Source organism: Kribbella catacumbae DSM 19601, from assembly GCF_000372465.1.
GTDB lineage: Bacteria > Actinomycetota > Actinomycetes > Propionibacteriales > Kribbellaceae > Kribbella > Kribbella catacumbae.
The window spans coordinates 1-15,840 of record NZ_AQUZ01000046.1 but is presented as its reverse complement, the minus strand read 5'-3'; the positions used below and the strand labels follow the sequence as shown (position 1 = coordinate 15,840).

The following is a 15,840-nucleotide window of genomic DNA, read 5'->3' as shown; positions in this document are numbered from 1 at the left end:
AACACGGAGGACCCCGACCGGCAACACCTCCCACGCACAGTGGAAGGACGTTTCCACGAGGGGAGGGCGTCACCATGCTCTGGAAGATCAGGACTGAACTCGCCGACCGGCCAGGTGCGCTGGCCGAGCTCGCTGCACGCTGTGGTGCGGACGAGATCAACATTCTGAGCCTGGAGGTCTTCACCGCCGAGTCCGGAGCGGTCGACGAACTCGTGGTCTCCACCGGCATCGGCTGGACCGCCGAGGGCCTCACCGCCCTGGTCGCCGAAGCCGGCTGCACCCGTACTACGGTCCGCCCGTGTCAGGCCGACGTCCTCCACGACGCCCCGACCCGCTACCTGCGCGCGGTACTGCGGCTCATCGACGACCCGCTGTCGGTGGACGAGGAGCTGGAGAGTCTGCAGGGATTCGACGAGTACACGCCGGCCGAGTGGGCGCGTGCCGACGTACTGGTCGAGATCGCCGGCCGGCTGGCCGAGCGGGAGGCCGGCCCGGTCCAGGAGCCGCCTCGGCCTGGCAGCGCAGTACCGGAGTTGCGCAAGGCCTCTGTCGAGGATGCGGACGCAGTAGTCGCCATGCATGACCGGTGCTCGTATGAGAGCCGCACGAGGCGCTACCACGTCCCCATGCCGAAGCTCACCGCTCGTACTGCGCGTCACCTGTCCGCACCTGCCGGTGGTGTCTCCATCGTCGCCGCAGCCGATGGGGCCGTTGTCGGGATGGCTACTGCGGCTCCCTGGGACGAGTTGAGTGGCTCTGCGATGGAGATCGCAGTACTGGTCGAGGACGGCTGGCAGCGGCACGGTCTGGGCACGCAGTTGCTGCGTCGGGTGATCCAGGAAGCTCGGGAGCTCGGTGCCGATCGTGTGGTCTGCATGGTGCAGCCGGAGAACGTCGCGATGCTGCGGACCGTCGAGGGCCTGCGGATGCGGACCAGGGTCGTGCAGGACAGCGGGCACCTGATGGTGACGGTCGCACTGTCCGACCAGAGCCTGTCGCATGCGGTGGATCGGCCGTCGGTGCCCTATCGTCAGACGCGTGCCATCCCTGCCCGGTCGTAACCCGCACGGCCTTCTCGTCAACCTGCCCGCGAGCACTCGCTCGCCGGTGGTGGAGTTGTCCCGGCGGCTACTGATCGCGCTGGGCCTGCTGACGTTGATGGTGATGATCGTGGTCGTCGATCGCGACGGCTACAAGGACACCTATGACGGTCACGTCGGATTGATCGACAGCATCTATTACGCGACCGTCACGCTCACCACGACCGGGTACGGCGACATCACTCCGGTGACGCCGACGGCCCGGCTGGTGAACGCCTTCGTCGTCACGCCGCTGCGGATCTCCTTCCTGGTGGTGCTGGTCGGTACGACTCTGGAAGTCCTGGCGAACGAAGGTCGCCGCGTCATGCGCGACACGCGATGGAGGAAGCGCATGAAGGACCATGTGGTTGTCGTCGGCTACGGAACCAAGGGCCGCGCGGCGGTACAAACCCTGCTGAGCAACGGGGTCAAGCGCGAGGACATCGTCGTGATCGACCCGCGCGCGCAGGCGATCGGTGACGCGGGCAACGATCAGATGGCCGCCTTCCACGGCGACGCGACGAACCGGACCGTACTGCGCCGCGCGGAGGTGATGACCGCCCGCGAGGTGATCGTCACCACCGACCGCGACGACTCGGCGGTACTCGTCACGCTCGCGGTCCGCCAGCTCAACCCGAACGCCCACATCGTCGTCGCGGTCCGCGAGGAGGACAACGTCCCGCTGCTGCGGCAGAGCGGCGCGGACGCGGTGGTCACCTCATCCGAAGCGGTAGGCCGGCTGCTAGGCCTGTCCGCCGTCAGCCCGAACCTGGGCGAGGTGATGGAAGACCTGCTGACCTACGGCGAAGGCCTCGAGGTTGCTGAGCGCCCCGTACTCGGCCGCGAGGTCGGCAAGGCCCCGTCCTCAGTGCCCGACCGGGTGGTCTCCGTCGTCCGCGACGGCAAGGTCCACCGGTACTACGACTCGTCGGTCTCGGTGCTTGCGGCCGGCGACAAACTCATCGTCGTCCGCCCGGCCAAGGAAACCCCCTGGGCCGAACGCCCAGGCGCCGACGACCAGGACGAGTAACCCCCGGCCCACCGCCCCTCGCCGGCCGAGTGCGAGCCCACCACTGGTGGGCGTGAACCCCTAGAGGCGACCTTGAACAAGGTATTTCCTGTTCAAGGTCGCCGCTTGCTGTCCGAGCCCACCAGTGGTGGGCTCGCCAGGTCCGGGCCAGGTCTGGGGTCGGAGGGTGAAGGGTTTTGGTCGCTCTGTGGCAACAATTCTTCACGCGGTGCGAGGGGTAGGGCGATCGCCTCGATTCCGGGCCTGTCCGCTGGCTGAGTTGTTGCTCGGTGTACAGACCATGTGACGGGGTGGTCCGGTATTGACGGGGGCTGGTGAGGGGTCTTACAGTCTGGGCTGTAAACGATTACAAGAACGATTACAGGAGGCTGCGTGAGCCGGCCGACGATCGCGGGAGTGGCGCGGGCCGCCGGAGTTTCGGTGGCTTCGGTGTCGCGGGTGCTGAACGGGCTGGCCGCGACCGAGGAGATGGTCGAGCGGGTGCAGCGCGCCGTCCAGGAGCTCGGGTATGTGCCCGATTCCCGGGCCCGGTCGCTCAAGGTCGGGCGGACCTACCAGCTGACCCTGGCCGTGGCCGACGTCGGTAACCCGGTCTACGTGACGATGATGCGCGCGGTCGAGGAAGTGGTCTCCGCCGCGGGGTACCGGCTGGTGGTCACCACCACCGGGCCCGATGTCGTCGACGAGGTCGCGTTGGTGCGGGGGATGGCTCGCGGGTACGCCGACGGGCTGGTGATCAGCCCGCTGCGCGTCGATGACGACCTGATCAAGTCGATTCGCGAGTGCGACGTACCGGTGGTTGTCGCCGGTAACGTGCCGGCCAGTGCGGGTGTGGACACGATCCGTGCCAACTCGCCGAAGGGCATGCTGCTCGCGGTCGAACACCTGCTGGCCAAGGGCCGTCGGCGGATCGCCTTTGTGAACGGCCCGGTCGACACTGTTCCCGGTACGGCGCGGGCGAAGGGATTCGCCGATGCGATGAAGGCGAACGGCCTGAGCCCGGTCGCCGAGGTCGAGGCGGTCGACTTCACCTTCGCGGCGGGTCGCGAGGCGGGGGTCGAACTGTTCGCGGGGCTCGACAGCGCCGGCGAGCCGAGCGGGAAGACGGGCGTCACCGGCGAGGCGAGTGGGACGACGGGAGTCGCCCGGGAGGCGAGCGGGCGGGCTGGCGTCGCTGAGCAGCTCGATGCGGTGATCGCGGCCAACGATTTGCTTGCCGTGGGCATCATGCATGAGCTGGCCGCGCGCGACCTCGCAGTACCGGGAGATGTCGCGGTGATCGGGATGGACGACAGTGAGCTGGCCGAGCAGTCGTTCCCGCCGTTGACAAGTGTCAACCTCGGGTCGGCCGAGCGTGGTCGCCGGGCAGCTGAGTTGCTGCTGGCAAGGATCGAGGACGACACCCGGACGCCCCGGCGGATCGTCGTCCAGCCGACGCTGAGTGTGCGGAAGTCCACGCCATGAGCGCCGCGACCAGGACCGTGGCTCCGAAGCAGGCGCCCAAGAGAGGCCGGCCGAAGCAGAACAGAGAGGCGATCTTTCTGTTCCTGCCCGCGTTGCTGCCCGTTCTCCTGCTGAGCGTCTACCCGCTCATTCGCGGGATCGCGCTCGGATTCACCGACGCTCGCGCGGGCCTCAACGTCGACACGAACTTCATCGGCTTCGGCAACTTCGGCAAGCTGCTGCACAACGACCTGTTCTGGAGCTCGTTCAAGATCGGCCTGATCTGGACGCTGGCGGTGACGATCCTGCAGTTCGTCGCAGCGCTCGGACTCGCACTGCTGCTGAACACCAACCTCCGGTTCCGCGGCGTCGCGCGCACGCTGGCGCTGATCCCTTGGGCGATGCCGCCGGTCGTCGTCGCGATCATGTGGCGGCTGCTGCTGCACCCGACCAACGGCCCGGTCAACGAGATCCTGCAGAACCTGCACCTGACCGACCACCCGATCAACTTCCTCGGCGACTTCAGTACTGCGCTGCCGGCGGTGATCGTGGTCGGGATCTGGGTCGGCATGCCGATGACGACCGTCACCTTGCTGGCCGGTCTGCAGAGCATCGACCGATCCCTGTACGAGGCTGCCGCGGTCGACGGAGCGAGCGCCTGGTCGCAGTTCTGGAACATCACCCTGCCGCAGCTCAAGACGGTGATCGTCGCGATCACCAGCCTGGACATGATCTGGAACTTCAACTCGTTCGGCCTGGTCTACGTGCTCACCGCGGGCGGCCCGGGCGGCAAGACGATGTTGCCGATGCTGTTCGCCTACAACGAGGCGTTCCGGTACGGGAACTTCGGGATGGCGGCCGCGATGGGTGACGTGATGGTCGTGATCATCATCGTGTTCCTCGGGTTCTATCTCAGGAACCGGCTGAGGAGCGAAGCATGAGAACGCGTCCCGCAGCCCGCGCAGCGCAGTACGTGGCCGTGATCTGCTATCTGATCTTCCTCGGTTTCCCGTTGCTCTGGCTGATCTCCAGCTCGCTGAAGTCGCCGCAGGAGTTCGCCAGCATCACGCCGTCGATCCTGCCCAAGCACCCGAACCTGTCGAACTTCACCGATGCGCTGGAGGAGCAGGGCCTGGTCCGCTCGATGTGGAACAGCCTGCAGATCTCCGTGGCGTCGACGGTGCTGGTGCTGGTCGTCTCGCTGCCGGTGGCCTACGCGCTGGCGCGTTTCCGGAGCCGGCTCCGGCCGCTCACGAACGGCTGGATCCTGGTCAGCCAGGTGTTCCCGGTGATCCTGATCGTGATCCCGCTGTTCATGATCCTGCGGCCTCTGCATCTGACCAACACGATCCCGGGCGTGGTGATCGTCTACATGGTCTGGTCGATGCCGTTCGCCCTGTGGATGCTGCAGGGGTACGTCGCCGCCGTGCCGCGCGAGCTGGAGGAGGCCGCGTCGGTGGACGGCGCGAGCCGGCTCCGTACCATCGTGTCGATCGTGATGCCGTTGCTGCGGCCGGGGCTGATCGCGACCGCGATGTTCACCTTCATCTCGGCGTGGAACGAGTTCTTCTTCGCCCTGGTCCTGTTGCAGGACCCGGAACTGAAGACGCTGCCGCTGGTCCTGGCCCGCTTCGTCGGTGCCGAGGGTCAGGTCCAGTTCGGGCCACTCGCGGCCGCGTCCGTCCTGGCCACCGTGCCAAGCCTGGTGTTCTTCGCCTTCCTGCAACGCCGGCTGACTTCCGGCCTGCTGTCCGGCGCAGTCAAAGGTTAGAAATCCCCCTGAGGAGAGAAGATGTTGAGGAAACCGATCATTGCGTTGCTGGCGGCAAGCGCCTTGGTGACACTTGCGGCCTGTGGCAGCGGCGACGACAAGTCCGGCTCCGGTGATTCGGGGTCGACCGAGAAGGTGACGCTGAAGTTCCAGAGTCTCGCCTTCCAGAAGACGACCGTCGCCGCGACCAAGAAGATCGTCGCGGACTGGAACGCGGCCAATCCGAACATCCAGGTCGAGTACGTGCAGGGCAGCTGGGACTCCGTGCACGACCAGCTCGTCACCCAGTTCCAGGGTGGTACGGCGCCGGACGTGATCCAGGACGAGTCCGCCGACATCACCGGCTTCGCGAACCAGGGGTACCTCGCCGACCTGTCGCAGTACCTGAGTCAGGAGACGAAGGACGCCGTCTCGCCGGGCGTCTGGGAGACGGTCTCCAAGGACGGCAAGGTGTTCGCCGCGCCGACCCTGCTCCAGTCGTACGTCGTGTTCGGCAACACCGCTCTGCTCAAGCAGGCCGGCGTCGCGACCACGGGCGACTCTCTCAGCTGGGACGACCTGCAGGCGAACGCGAAGAAGCTCACCGCCGGTGGCAAGTACGGGCTCGGCTGGGGACTGAAGAGCCCGACCGCGACCGTGCTGAACCTCGGGATGAACTTCGACGGCGCCTTCTTCGAGGGCACCGGCCGGGACGCCAAGGCGAAGATCGGCGATGCCGAGCTCGAGGTGCCGAAGCGGATCCACTCGATGGCCTACACCGACAAGTCGATCGACCCGACGTCGCTGACCCAGAGCGGTTCCGACGTCCTGCCGGGCTTCTTCGGCGGCAAGTACGCGATGATTGTCGGCGGCAACTATGCCGCGCAGCAGATCGTCGAGCAGGCGCCGAAGGGCTTCCAGTGGGAGGTGCTGCCGCCGCTGAAGGGTACCTCGGAGAAGCAGGCCGCGAACCCGCAGACGCTGTCGGTACCGGCCGAGGGCAAGCACATCAAGCAGGCCGCGCAGTTCATCGACTACTTCATGAAGGCCGACAACCTGGCCGCGGTCGGTCAGGGTGACTGGCTGATCCCGACCACGAAGGCGGCCCGGGACGTGATCGCGAAGGAGACCGGCGGCAAGAACGGCTGGACCCAGACGCTGGCCAGCGGCGAAGAGCTGACCAAGGCGCCGTTCCAGAGCGTGGAGAACTACCCGAAGTGGAAGGACCAGATCGCCACCCCGGCGCTGCAGGAGTTCCTGGCGAACAAGATCGACCTGGCCGCGCTGGGCAAGAAGCTGAACGATGGTTGGGGGCAGGTCAACTCCTGATGTCGGCACTGGAGCAGAGGTCGGTAGGGGCGCTCGTCGGCTCCGCGGTCGGTGACGCGATCGGCGGTGCCGTCGAGGGCTGGACCCCGGAGGCGATCCGGGAACGGCATGGCGGCTGGGTGACCGGCATCGTCGGCCCGTGGTACGACGACTGGCGCAACGCGCGCCCGATCGCGCCGTACCACAAGGGCGACGGGCACATCACCGACGACACATTGATGACGCATGCGCTGGTCGAGGTGTACGACGAACGCCGCGAGCACCTGGACGCGTACGCGATCGCGGAGTCGCTGGTGCCCAAGCTGCTGACCGAGAAGCGCTGGATCCCGGAGCTGGAGACCGAGGCGTTGCTGCTGCAGCGCGTGTTCCTGGCCGAGAAGTGGCTGGTCGCCCGGTTGCACTACGGGCATGTCGACCCGCGTGAGGCGGGTGTCGGCAACATCGTGAACTGTGGTGCGGCGATGTACGTGGCGCCGGTCGGGATCGCCAATGCCGGTGATCCCGCCGGGGCCTACGCCGAGGCGATCGACCTGGCCGGCGCGCATCAGTCGAGCTACGGGCGGGAGGCCGCCGGGGTGTTCGCCGCGGCGGTCGCGGCCGCGATGATGCCTGAGGCAACGGCTTCGTCGGCGGTCGCGGCGGCGCTGGAGCTGGCGAAGGACGGTACTCGCACCGCGGTCGAGGCGGTGGCGTCGGCGGCCGACGGGTTGAGCGATTGGGAGTCGGCGATCCCGGTACTGCGGAAGGCGGTCGAGCCGTTCGACACGGTCGGACCGGAGTACCGGAATCAGTCGCTGGACGCGCGCCGGCCGAGCCGGACGAAGGCGATCGAGGAATTGCCGGTCGCGCTGGGTTTCGTCCTGGTGTCCGGTGGGGATGTTCGGGAAGCCGTGCTGGGTGGCACCAACTATGGGCGTGATGCGGACTCGATCGCGTCGATGGCGGGGGCGATCACGGGTGCGCTGAGCGGGCTGGGCGGCGTACCGGAGGAATGGGCCTCCGTGATCGCGGAGGCGAGCAAGACGGATCTGGAGGAACCGGGGCGGGTGATGGCGTCGGTCGCGGTGGAGTTGCACGAAGCCGACGCGCGTCGTCTCGAGCGCCGGAGTGAAACGTTGGAGAGACTGACTCGATGAGAATGACCTGGGTGCAACCGGAGGACCTGCTCCCGCACCAATTGGTCCAATCCACCGCCGAGGGCGTCGATGTCACGGACGTCGCCGACCGCTGGCAATCCGCAGGCGGTACGACGACCGCTCCGGCGTCAGGCGCCTCGGACAAACCGGCCGGCGCCGAGCTGCGTGCGCTGGCCCGGGAGTTGCTGGACGAGCTTGACCGACGGGCTGTGGAGTGGGTCGCACCGGTGATCCCGGAACTCCCGCTGCTGGGCAATGCGCCGGAGCGGCGGGTGTTGAATGCCTGGCTGGGGCGGGCCGCGGGAAACCTGCTCGGGAAGCCGGTGGAGAAGATTCCGCGGGAGGGGATTCGGGAGATTCTTCAGAGCTCTGGGCAGTGGCCGCTGAGGCAGTACGTGACGGCGGTGGGGGTGCCGGAGGAGGTGCTGGGGCGGTGGCCGTGGAACAGGCGGTCCAAGCCCACCAGCCTCAGGGAAGTCATCGACGGGATGCCTGAGGACGATGATCTGAACTTTGCGATTCTGGCGTTGCAACTGGTGGAGCAGCATGGGGACGGGCTGACCACCGAGGACGTGGCGTTGGCTTGGCTGAACGATCTGCCGGCGGGACGGGTGTTCACGGCCGAGCGGGTGGCCTACCGGAACCTGCTCGACGGCGTGGATCCGTTGCGGGCGGCGCTGGTGCGGAATCCGTTCCGGGAGTGGATCGGGGCACAGATCCGGACCGACGTGTACGGCTGGGTGAATCCGGGAGATCGGAGCGCGGCCGCACGGCTTGCATTGGCAGATGCCAGGCTCAGCCACACGGGTGCGGGCGTCGACGGCGCGATCTGGGTAGCCGCGATGTCGGCCGCCGCGATGGTGCTCGACGACCCCGTCGGCGTAGCAGAATCCGGGCTGCAGGCGATCAACCCCGACGGTGAACTGGCGAGGGCGGTGCGGTTCGGTTTGGCTCTGGCGGGAACCGGTTTGGACGAGGCTCTCGACGCGTTGCACGCGCAGTACGGGCAGCTGCATTGGGTGCACTCGGTGAACAACAGCGCGCTCACCGCGTACGCACTGACGGCGCCGGACTTCGCGACCGGGATCGGCCGTGCGGTGATGGGCGGCTGGGACACCGACTCGGCCGGCGCCACGGTCGGTGCCGTGCTTGGCGCGGTGCTCGGCGTTCCGGCAGAGTGGGCCGGACCGCTGGACAACCGGCTGGCGACCAGCCTGCCCGGGATGGACCAGGTGGCGATCGACGAGTTGGCGGCACGGACGGTGGCAGCACAGAAGGCGGAAGGGGCTCGGCGTGGCTGAGGTCGTAGTCGTGGGCAGCGCGAACGTGGATCTGGTACTACCGGTCCCGCGGATCCCACGACCCGGCGAGACGCTGCTGGCGAGCGGCCTGACCCGCGGCCCCGGCGGCAAGGGGGCCAATCAGGCGGTCGCGTCGGCACGGGCCGGCGCCTCGACGGCGTTCGTCGCCTCGCTCGGCGCGGACGACGGCGGTGCCCTGTTGCGCGCGGCCCTCGGCGACTCCGGAGTAGACCTCTCGCTGGTCTCGACCTCCGACAGCCCGACCGGTACTGCGATCATCACCGTCGCCGCCGACGGGGAGAACGCGATCGTCGTCGCGCCGTCGGCCAACGCCGAGCTGAAGCTGTCAGCGGAGGCGCTGGATGCCGTGGGCAAGGCGAAAATCGTCCTTTCCCAATTGGAGATCCCGTTCGCCACGGTTCAGGCGGCGGCCGAGGCGAGTGTGTACTTCATCCTCAACGCGGCACCGGCTGCCGAACTGCCCGACGAACTGCTCGCGCAGGTCGACCTGCTGGTCGTGAACGAGACGGAGGCCGAGGCGGTGGCGGGTCCGAAGTACTCGGCGTTGCTCGACCGGGTGCCGGCCGCGGTGGTGACGCTCGGGGCCGAGGGCGCGGTGATCCTGTCCCGGGATGCCGCGGAGATCCGTGTCCCGGGCGTGTCGGTCGAGGTCGTGGACACGACGGCCGCGGGGGACACCTTCTGCGGAGTCCTCGCCGCGACCTTGGCTGCCCAGTCAACTACAGCCCGCGACCTGACGAATGCGGTCCGACGCGCTAACGTTGCTGCTTCATTGAGCGTTCAAACCGCAGGGGCGATCCCCTCGGTGCCTCACGGGGAAGTCATCGACGCGCGTTGTGCGGAGGTATACCTGTGAACCCCCTCGAGCCCAGGCCGATCGATCAGCCCGCGAAGGTCGATCTCGGCCTGCGGGCCGAGCTGGCCTTCCTCGACGATGCCAAGATCCTCGGTGCCCCGGAGGACCCGACCGACCTGCCCCGCTGGCGCGGCAAGCTGGCCGAGTGGCTGATGGGTGCCTACGACCGGACGGCGTACGACGGTGGCTCGCACTACGAGGAGCCCGGGCGCGAGTGGACCCAGACGGCGTACTCGGTGGCGCTCGTCTGGCTCTGGGACGACCAGCTGTACGACGTCGACGCCGGCGTCTTCACCCCGGAGAAGTTCGTCCAGCACGGGATCGACGACTTCGGCGGGTACGACGCGGTGGTGCTGTGGCACGCCTACCCGGTGATCGGGATCGACTCGCGCAACCAGTTCGACTTCTACCGCGACGTTCCGGGCCTTCGGCAACTGGTCGACGATCTGCACCGGCTCGGGCTCAAGGTCTTCTTCGACTACAACCCGTGGGACGTCGGCACCCGTCGCGCTGTCCGTCCCGACGGTGACGAATTCGCTGCCCTGGTTGCCGATTTCGGGGCCGATGGCGCCTTTCTCGACACTCTGAAGGAGGCCGACCCGGGCTTCACCCGGCCGCTGCGCCGGGCCAACCCGGCGATCGCGCTGGAAGGCGAATCACGGTTGCCGCTGGCAAGGATCGGCGACCATGCGCTGTCCTGGGCTCAGTGGTTCGCCGACACCCGGGCGCCCGGCGTACTGCGGGCGCACCTGTTCGAGCGCCGGCACATGATGCATCACACCCGCCGCTGGAATCGCGATCACAGCGACGAACTGCAGTCGGCCTGGGTGAACGGCGTCGGCATCCTGGTCTGGGAGTCGGTGTTCTCGGCCTGGGTCGGCTGGAACGCCCGGGATCGCGCGACGCTGCGCCGGATGGTCGCGGCGCAGAGAGCGTTCTCGCCGATCCTGATCGGCGGCGACTGGATCCCGCTGACACCGGAGATCCCGGACAAGGCTCGCGAGCATGGTGTCTTCGGCTCGCGGTTCGAACTGGCCGACGTCACCTTCTGGACCCTGATCAACCGCGACGAGGAGGACTTCGAGGGCGTCGTACTGCGCTCCGAGGACCAGGTCGGCGACTGGTACGACGTGACGTCGGGCGTGCCGATCACCTCCGACGACGACGGCGTCCACCTGGTCGTGCCCGGGCGTGGGGTGGCCGGCGTGGTCCGCGTCGGTGCCACGGCCGGACCGACCTGCCGGGCGACCGCGCGCCGACTGGGCTCGATGTCGCGCCCGCACGTGAAGGACTCGGCGTTCCCAATGTCACCCGCTGTCCGAGTTGCCGTGCCGGAGGTCTCTGGTGCGGCGACGATCGGCGGGACGGTCGAAGTACCGGCCGGGGAGCGCTCTCTGACGGTTCGGCACCGGCGGCGCGAGACCGGGTTGTACGACCAGGCGCCGTACGTGGAGGAGTGGAAGCCGTTGCCTCCTCGGCTGCACGACCTCCAGACGGTGCAGCGCGAGATCGCGCTCTCTGGGATCTCTGTCGCGGTCCGCGAGGTCACCAACGCGGAGTACGCGGAGTTCCTGAAGGCGACGAAGTACCGGCCGAAGGTGGCGAACAGGTTCCTCGCGCACTGGGTCGACGGCGCTCCCGTGGCCGGCACCGAGGACCAGCCGGTGACCTATGTCGACCTGCCGGACGCCCGGGCCTACGCGGCCTGGCGCGGTGGCCGGCTGCCGACCGAGGACGAGTGGCAGGTAGCCGCTGGTCTGGATGGCTTCAGCCGCTTGGAACCCTTGGTCTGGAACCTGACCGAGAGCGAGCACCGCGACGGCCGCAGCCGGTTCTGCATCCTCAAGGGCGGCTCGTACTTCGTTGCCGAGGGCTCCGACTGGTACGCCGACGGTGGCCCGCAGGAGCCGGAGGTCAGCTTCAAGCTGGTGCTCACCGGTGGCGGGCTGGATCGCTCGGAGACCATCGGCTTCCGGTGCGCGGGATGAGACCTGGACTTCTGAGAGGCAGGACGGGATGAGGCCGGCGCCACTCGAAGGTGTGAAGGTGCTGGAGGCGGCGACGCTGTTCGCGGGGCCGCTGGCGGCGACGTTCCTCGGCGACTTCGGCGCGGACGTGACGAAGATCGAGCACCCCTCGCGCCCGGACGCGGCTCGGACACATGGAACGAGCAAGAACGGTGTCGGGCTCTGGTTCAAGACGCTCGGCCGGAACAAGCGGCTCGCGACGCTCGACCTGTCCCAGGGTCGTGACGTGTTCCTCGACCTGGTCCGTGCGAACGACGTCCTGGTGGAGAACTTCCGCCCGGGCACCCTGGAGCGTTGGGGACTCGGTCCGGACGTGCTGCTCGAGGCCAACCCGCGCCTGGTGATCGCGCGGGTGACCGCCTTCGGTCAGGTCGGACCGTGGTCGAGCCGGCCCGGCTTCGGGTCGTTGGCCGAGGCAATGAGTGGCTTCGCCGCGGTCACGGGGGAGCCCGACGGACCGCCGACGCTGCCGCCCTTCGGTCTCGCCGATGGCATCACGGCGCTGGCGACCGCGTACGCCGTACTGGTGGCCCTGCGAGAGCGCGATCAGTCAGGCGCCGGCCAGGTGATCGACATGGCGATCATCGAACCGATTCTGATGATGCTCGGTGGTCAGATCACGGCGTACCAGCAGACCGGGTACGTGCAGCCGCGACTCGGCAACCGCTCGTCGAACAATGCTCCGCGCAACGTCTACCGGACCGCCGATGGTCGCTGGGTGGCCGTCTCCACTAGCTCGCAGAGCATCGCGGAGCGGGTCGTCACGCTGGTCGGCCGGCCCGATCTCGTTGCGCAGCCGTGGTTCGGGACCGGCCGGGAGCGCGCCGAGCATGCGGACGAGTTGGACGATGCCGTGGGTGGCTGGATCGGAGAGCGCTCCCTGGACGAGGTGATGATCGCCTTCGAGAAGGCCGAAGCCGCGGTCGGGCCGGTCCATGACATCCGCGGCATCGTCACCGATCCGCAGTACGCCGCGCTGAACACGATCGTCGAGGTGGACGACGAGGAACTCGGTGGCCCGGTGCAGATGCAGAACGTCCTGTTCCGGTTGTCCGAGTCGCCCGGCTCGATCCGCTGGCCGGGCCGCCCGCACGGTGCGGACACCGATGCGGTGCTGGCCGAGATCGGCGTTTCACCCGAGCAACTTGCCGCATTGCGTGAAGCTGGAGTTGTCTAGGTGCTCACCGCTCTTTATGTACCGGCCAACCGGCCGGATCGGTTCGCGAAGGCTGTTGCCTCTGGCCCCGATCTGGTGGTGTTCGACCTGGAGGACGCAGTACCGGTCGACGACAAGGCGGACGCGCGTGGTTGGGCGATCGCCTGGATAGCGGCGTTCACCGGGAGGACGTCGGTCGAGGTCCGGGTGAACGCGCCGGGGACGCCGTGGATCGAGGACGACCTTGCGGCGCTGGCCGCAGTACCGGATGCGCGGGTGCGGTTGCCGAAGGTGGAGAGCGCCGATGATGTCCGGCGGGTACTCGACCAGGTGCCCTCGGCAAAGATCACCGCGCTGATCGAATCTCCGCTGGGATTGGAGCGGGCGTTCGAGATCGCAACCGCTGATCCGCGAGTGGTCGCGGTCGCGCTGGGTGAGGCCGATCTGTCGAGCTCGTTGGGCGTGGACGGACCGGAAGGGCTGGCCTGGGCTCGCGGCCGGTTGGTGTCGGCCTCGCGGGCGGCCGGGCTCGGAGCGCCGATGCTGTCGGTCTATCCGTTCGTGAACGACGAGGAAGGGCTACGGCGAACCTGCCTTGAAGGCCGCGCACTGGGCTTCGTCGGCCGGAGCGCGATCCATCCCCGCCAACTGCCGGCGATCGTCGAGAGCTTCACGCCGTCCGCGACCCAGGTAGCAGACGCTGCCGCCCTAATCGCGGCGGTAGAGAAGGCGGGCGTCGCCGAGGGCGGCGTTATCGTGCTCCCCGACGGCCGGATGGTCGACCCCGCCATGCTCGGCCGCGCCCGCGAAATCATCGACCTGATGAGCAAGATCGACCTCTGACAGGAGCAGAGCGGCTAAGGTCGGTCGCATGCGGGTGGTTGATGCTGTGGTGATCGGATCCGGGCCGAACGGGCTGGTGAGTGCGATCGCCCTGGCTGACGCGGGCTGGGACGTGCTGGTGCTCGAAGCTGCTGACGAGTTCGGCGGTGCGGTGCGCTCTACGACCGTCGACGGCTGGGTCAGTGATCGGTTCAGCTCCAGTTATCCACTCGGCGTCGCGTCACCGGTACTGCGTGCTCTGGAGCTGGAGAGGTTCGGCCTGCGCTGGGCACACGCGCCGCTCGCGCTGGCGCACCTGCTCGATCCCGACGACCAGGACGCGGCCGCGATCCACCCGGATCCTGCCGACACCGCCGCGTCGGTCGGGCGCGATCACCCGAAGGACGGCGACGCCTGGCTGCGGCTCTACCAGGACTACGTCAAGATCCGAGCGCCCTTCCTGCAGTCGTTGCTGACCTCCTGGCCGCCGGTGGCTCCCGGTCTCCGGCTCGCGCGCAAGCTCGGGTCGGCGGGGGAGTTGGCCAGATTCGCGCGCTTCATGGCGATGCCGGTGCACCGGATGGGCCAGGAGCTCTTCGAAGGACCGCGCGGCCGCGCCCTCCTCGCAGGCAACGCGTTCCACGCCGATGCCCCGCTGAGCGGCAGTGTCAGCGGGACCATGGGCTGGCTCCTGGCGATGCTCGCCCAGGACGTCGGCTTCCCTGTCGCAGAAGGCGGTTCGGGCTCCCTCTCGTCAGCCCTGGTACGCCGGGCCGAGCACGCCGGCGCCGACTTGATCCCCAGTACGCCGATCACCGCCATCGACGTCTCGGCCGGCAAGGTCACCGCAGTACGGACGGCAGGTGGCGAGACGATCGCCGTACGCCGCGCGGTGATCGCGGACGTCTCCGCCCAGGCCCTGTACGGCGAACTGTTGCCGCCAGCAAGCATTCCGGCCGGCCTCCGTCGCGACCTCGAGAACTTCGAATGGGACTACCCGACGGTCAAACTCAACTACCGGCTGAGCGGCCCGATCCCGTGGCGCGCCGCCGAGGCCCGCGAAGCCGGAGTCGTCCACCTCGGCGGTACTGCGGACGAGCTGGTCCACGTCGGCGCCGACCTCGACACCGGACGGTTGCCCACGACACCTTTCCTGCTGATCGGCCAGACCACCAAGGCCGACGCGTCCCGCTCGCCGGCCGGTACCGAGGCCGTCTGGGCCTACTCGCATCTACCGCGCGGAGTGGCCGATGACGCGTCGGCCGAGAAGCTGGCCGGCCGGATGGACCGCGCCATCGAACGCCACGCACCCGGCTTCCTCGACCTGGTGATCGCCCGGGACCTGCAGCGGCCGAGCGACTTCGTCCACGCGAACGCCTCGCTCGGCCTGGGTGCCCTCGGCGGCGGCACCGCTCAGCTCCACCAGCAGCTGATCTTCCGCCCAACGATCGGCCTAGGCAGCCCGCGCACAGTCGTCTCTGGCCTGTACCTGGGCAGCTCCGCGATCCACCCCGGCCCCGGCGTCCACGGAGCCTGCGGCTACCTCGCCGCCCGCGCAGCCCTCCGCGACGCCTCCCTGCTCGGCCCACTCACCCGCATCCCCACCACAGCAGCCCTCCGCCACCTCCAGCGCTAGACGCAAAGCCAGGTGGACGGAGCGCCAGTTCGTCAAGGACCTGCGGGCGGCATCCACGTCCGACCAGGTGCAGCGTTGGCCGGATCGGCGCGCCAGCCGGCCCGGACCGGCAGTGGGTCCGCCCGATAGCGCCTGATCCGACCACTAGCCGGTTACAGAGCCTGTTGGGAAATGGGTCTGGGGTTCGCGTTGTGTCCCGACCGACAGGAAGTAGTGCCGGTTCTGCGGCCGGCCGCGGCCTGCGTGAGCGTGGC

The 15,840-nt window shown here is 68.4% G+C and carries 13 protein-coding genes; all 13 read left to right on the top strand.

Annotated elements, in window-relative coordinates; genetic code table 11:
• Positions 1-74: 74 nt before the first annotated feature.
• The 13 genes from A3ES_RS0133955 to A3ES_RS0133895 all read left to right on the top strand — a co-directional run bounded on the left by A3ES_RS0133955 (position 75) and on the right by A3ES_RS0133895 (position 15,586).
• Complete coding sequence (locus A3ES_RS0133955) at positions 75-1,061, top strand: GNAT family N-acetyltransferase (protein ID WP_020391308.1); 987 nt, start codon at positions 75-77, stop codon at positions 1,059-1,061.
• Positions 1,027-2,109: a potassium channel family protein gene (locus tag A3ES_RS0133950; protein ID WP_420323162.1), complete on the top strand. Its 1,083-nt coding sequence runs from the start codon at positions 1,027-1,029 to the stop codon at positions 2,107-2,109. Before A3ES_RS0133955 ends, A3ES_RS0133950 begins: the two co-directional genes overlap by 35 nt.
• 372 nt (positions 2,110-2,481) lie before the next feature.
• Entirely contained in the window at positions 2,482-3,573 is a 1,092-nt protein-coding gene (locus A3ES_RS0133945) for a LacI family DNA-binding transcriptional regulator (protein ID WP_020391306.1), read from the top strand.
• Positions 3,570-4,493 (top strand): carbohydrate ABC transporter permease, encoded by a 924-nt coding sequence (locus A3ES_RS0133940; RefSeq protein WP_020391305.1) that lies wholly within the window; start codon positions 3,570-3,572, stop codon positions 4,491-4,493. The genes A3ES_RS0133945 and A3ES_RS0133940 overlap by 4 nt, the downstream gene beginning before the upstream one ends.
• Complete coding sequence (locus tag A3ES_RS0133935) at positions 4,490-5,323, top strand: carbohydrate ABC transporter permease (RefSeq protein ID WP_020391304.1); 834 nt, start codon at positions 4,490-4,492, stop codon at positions 5,321-5,323. The genes A3ES_RS0133940 and A3ES_RS0133935 overlap by 4 nt, the downstream gene beginning before the upstream one ends.
• A 21-nt stretch (positions 5,324-5,344) precedes the next feature.
• Positions 5,345-6,631, top strand: coding sequence for an ABC transporter substrate-binding protein (locus A3ES_RS0133930; protein ID WP_020391303.1), 1,287 nt, complete (start codon positions 5,345-5,347; stop codon positions 6,629-6,631).
• Positions 6,631-7,767, top strand: a complete 1,137-nt coding sequence (locus A3ES_RS0133925) for an ADP-ribosylglycohydrolase family protein (RefSeq protein WP_020391302.1) — start codon at positions 6,631-6,633, stop codon at positions 7,765-7,767. The genes A3ES_RS0133930 and A3ES_RS0133925 overlap by 1 nt, the downstream gene beginning before the upstream one ends.
• Positions 7,764-9,068 carry an ADP-ribosylglycohydrolase family protein gene (locus A3ES_RS0133920; RefSeq protein ID WP_026163460.1) on the top strand — a complete coding sequence of 435 codons (1,305 nt, stop codon included), beginning with the start codon at positions 7,764-7,766 and terminating at the stop codon, positions 9,066-9,068. Before A3ES_RS0133925 ends, A3ES_RS0133920 begins: the two co-directional genes overlap by 4 nt.
• On the top strand, positions 9,061-9,945 hold the full coding sequence (locus A3ES_RS0133915; protein ID WP_020391300.1) for a ribokinase: 885 nt from the start codon (positions 9,061-9,063) through the stop codon (positions 9,943-9,945). The genes A3ES_RS0133920 and A3ES_RS0133915 overlap by 8 nt, the downstream gene beginning before the upstream one ends.
• Positions 9,942-11,933: an SUMF1/EgtB/PvdO family nonheme iron enzyme gene (locus A3ES_RS0133910; protein WP_020391299.1), complete on the top strand. Its 1,992-nt coding sequence runs from the start codon at positions 9,942-9,944 to the stop codon at positions 11,931-11,933. Before A3ES_RS0133915 ends, A3ES_RS0133910 begins: the two co-directional genes overlap by 4 nt.
• A gap of 28 nt (positions 11,934-11,961) precedes the next feature.
• The gene (locus A3ES_RS0133905) at positions 11,962-13,149 is read left to right on the top strand and encodes a CaiB/BaiF CoA transferase family protein (RefSeq protein WP_020391298.1); all 1,188 of its coding nucleotides are present in this window, start codon (positions 11,962-11,964) and stop codon (positions 13,147-13,149) included.
• On the top strand, positions 13,150-13,971 hold the full coding sequence (locus A3ES_RS0133900) for an HpcH/HpaI aldolase/citrate lyase family protein (RefSeq protein WP_020391297.1): 822 nt from the start codon (positions 13,150-13,152) through the stop codon (positions 13,969-13,971).
• Between the two features lie 28 nt (positions 13,972-13,999).
• Positions 14,000-15,586, top strand: a complete 1,587-nt coding sequence (locus A3ES_RS0133895; RefSeq protein ID WP_020391296.1) for a phytoene desaturase family protein — start codon at positions 14,000-14,002, stop codon at positions 15,584-15,586.
• Positions 15,587-15,840 lie beyond the last annotated feature (254 nt).

Excerpts from the sequence above, each read along its gene's own strand:
- A3ES_RS0133955 (WP_020391308.1), top strand. The coding sequence starts at position 75 with ATGCTCTGGAAGATCAGGACTGAACTCGCCGACCGGCCAGGTGCGCTG.
- A3ES_RS0133940 (WP_020391305.1), top strand. The coding sequence starts at position 3,570 with ATGAGCGCCGCGACCAGGACCGTGGCTCCGAAGCAGGCGCCCAAGAGA.
- A3ES_RS0133935 (WP_020391304.1), top strand. The coding sequence starts at position 4,490 with ATGAGAACGCGTCCCGCAGCCCGCGCAGCGCAGTACGTGGCCGTGATC.
- A3ES_RS0133930 (WP_020391303.1), top strand. The coding sequence starts at position 5,345 with ATGTTGAGGAAACCGATCATTGCGTTGCTGGCGGCAAGCGCCTTGGTG.
- A3ES_RS0133925 (WP_020391302.1), top strand. The coding sequence starts at position 6,631 with ATGTCGGCACTGGAGCAGAGGTCGGTAGGGGCGCTCGTCGGCTCCGCG.
- A3ES_RS0133920 (WP_026163460.1), top strand. The coding sequence starts at position 7,764 with ATGAGAATGACCTGGGTGCAACCGGAGGACCTGCTCCCGCACCAATTG.
- A3ES_RS0133905 (WP_020391298.1), top strand. The coding sequence starts at position 11,962 with ATGAGGCCGGCGCCACTCGAAGGTGTGAAGGTGCTGGAGGCGGCGACG.
- A3ES_RS0133895 (WP_020391296.1), top strand. The coding sequence starts at position 14,000 with ATGCGGGTGGTTGATGCTGTGGTGATCGGATCCGGGCCGAACGGGCTG.